This is a genomic window from Streptomyces sparsus (assembly GCF_054776295.1).
In genome coordinates, this window is record NZ_BAAHCA010000749.1 from 1 (window position 1) to 2,470 (window position 2,470).

General features: G+C 75.4%; 1 protein-coding gene. It reads right to left on the minus strand.

The genetic code is table 11. The annotated features are described in order from the left end of the window. A partial coding sequence (locus ACYVE9_RS22940) for a DEAD/DEAH box helicase (protein ID WP_461029790.1) occupies window positions 1–2,353 on the minus strand: 2,353 nt, incomplete at its 3' end. Between the last annotated feature and the right edge of the window lie 117 nt (window positions 2,354–2,470).

Consider the following 2,470-nt stretch of genomic DNA (forward strand, 5'->3'; position numbering starts at 1 on the left):
CGCCCACCTGGTCGGTGACGGTCTGCTCCACCTCGTCCCGGTCCAGCAGCACGTCGGCCGCGCCGACCGGGGCCTGCTCCACGCCGTGGTCGCCGCTGGGCGGCTGCCCGCCGCCGACGACGTCGTCCGCTTCCGAACCGAGCAGGTCGGCGTCCGGCAGCCGCAGCACGATGCCGTCGTCGGCGTGCATCACCTGGGCGTCCAGGCCGTACCGCTCGGTGAGCCGGGCGCCCAGCGCCAGCGCCCACGGCGCGTGCACCTGCGCGCCGAACGGGGAGTGCACCACCACCCGCCAGTCGCCCAGCTCGTCCCGGAACCGCTCCACCACGATCGTGCGGTCGTCGGGCACGTGACCGCACGCCGCCCGCTGCTCGTCCAGGTAGGCGAGCAGATTGGCGCGCGCCAGCTCGTCGAGCCCGGCGGCGCCGAGCCGCTCCTGCGCGGCCTCCCGGCCGAGACCGCCCAGCTCCCGCAGGAAGGCACCCAGAGCCCGGCCCAGCTCCAGCGGCCGGCCGAGCTGGTCGCCCTTCCAGAACGGCAGCCGGCCCGGCACGCCAGGCGCCGGCGAGACCAGCACCCGGTCGCGCGTGATGTCCTCGATGCGCCAGGTGGTGGTGCCCAGCGTGAAGACGTCGCCCACCCGCGACTCGTAGACCATCTCCTCGTCCAGCTCACCCACCCGGCCACCGCCGCGCTGCGGATCGGCCCCCGCGAGGAAGACGCCGAACAGGCCGCGGTCGGGAATCGTGCCGCCGGACGTCACCGCGAGGCGCTGCGCCCCCGGGCGGCCGGTGACGGTGTGCGCGACCCGGTCCCAGACCAGCCGCGGGCGCAGCTCGGCGAACGCGTCGGACGGGTAGCGGCCGGCCAGCATGTCCAACACCGCCGTCCACGCCGACTGCGGGAGCGACGCGAAGGGCGCCGCCCGCCGCACCACGGTCAGCAACTCGTCCACGTCCCAGGTGTCCATCGCCGCCATCGCCACGACCTGCTGGGCCAGCACGTCCAGCGGGTTCGCGGGCACCCGCAGGGCCTCGATGGCCCCCTGCCGCATGCGTTCCGTCACGACCGCGGACTGCACCAGGTCACCGCGGTACTTGGGAAAGCAGACACCCGCCGACACCGCGCCCACCTGGTGTCCGGCGCGCCCCACCCGCTGCAGACCGGACGCCACCGAGGGCGGCGACTCGACCTGGACCACCAGGTCCACCGCGCCCATGTCGATGCCCAGCTCCAGGCTGGACGTCGCCACCACGGCCGGCAGCCGACCGGCCTTGAGGTCCTCCTCGACCTGCGCCCGCTGCTCCTTCGACACCGACCCGTGGTGCGCCCTGGCCAGGATCGGAGGCGCGCCCTCGGCGGCCCCCGACCCGCCCATCAGCTGCGCGGGGGAGTGCGCCTCGGGCAGGGGCTCGCCGGTTGCCCGTTCGTAGGCGATCTCGTTGAGCCGGTTGCACAGCCGCTCCGCGAGCCGCCGCGAGTTCACGAACACGATGGTCGAGCGGTGCGCCTGCACCAGGTCGGTGATGCGTTCCTCCACCGACGGCCAGATCGACGGCGAGGAGCCGGCGGCTGTTCCGGCCGCGTCCTGCACGGGTGACGAGCCCAGCTCCCCCATGTCCTCCACGGGCACGACGACGCTGAGGTCGAACTCCTTCGCCGAGGGGGGCTGCACGATCTTCGCCGACCGCTGCGGCGAGAGGAACCGGGCCACCTCCTCGACCGGCCGGACCGTCGCGGACAGCCCGATGCGGCGCGCCGGGCGGTCGAGCAGCTCGTCCAGCCGCTCCAGCGACAGCGCCAGATGAGCGCCGCGCTTGGTGCCGGCCACCGCGTGCACCTCGTCCAGGATCACCGTGCGCACCCCGCGCAGCGCCTCCCGGGCCGCCGCGGTGAGCATCAGGAAGAGCGACTCGGGGGTCGTGATGAGGATGTCCGGCGGACGGCGGGCCAGCGCCCGGCGCTCGGCCGCCGGGGTGTCGCCGGAGCGGATCGCCACCCTGACGTCCGGCTCGGGCAGGCCGCGGCGCACGCACTCCTGCCGGATGCCGGTGAGCGGACTGCGCAGGTTGCGTTCCACGTCGACCGCGAGGGCCTTCAGCGGCGACACGTACAGCACCCGGCAGCGGCGGCCCGGCTCGGCGGGCGGGGGCTCGGAGGCGAGCTGGTCCAGCGAGGCGAGGAACGCCGCCAGCGTCTTTCCCGAACCGGTGGGCGCGACGACCAGGGCGTCCGACTCCTCCGCGAGGGCCCGCCACGCGCCCTCCTGCGCCGCGGTGGGCGCGTGGAAGGCACCGGAGAACCAGGCGCGGGTGGCCGGGGAGAAGGAGGCGAGAGCCGAGGTCTGACCCATGGACACCATCGTGCACCCCGGCACCGACAGCGGCGGCCGGGGCACGGCCGGGTGGGGCGCCGGCCCCGTGAGGGGGCGCGACCTGCGGGGCAGGCGCAGTACGGGCGCCGGGGGTGT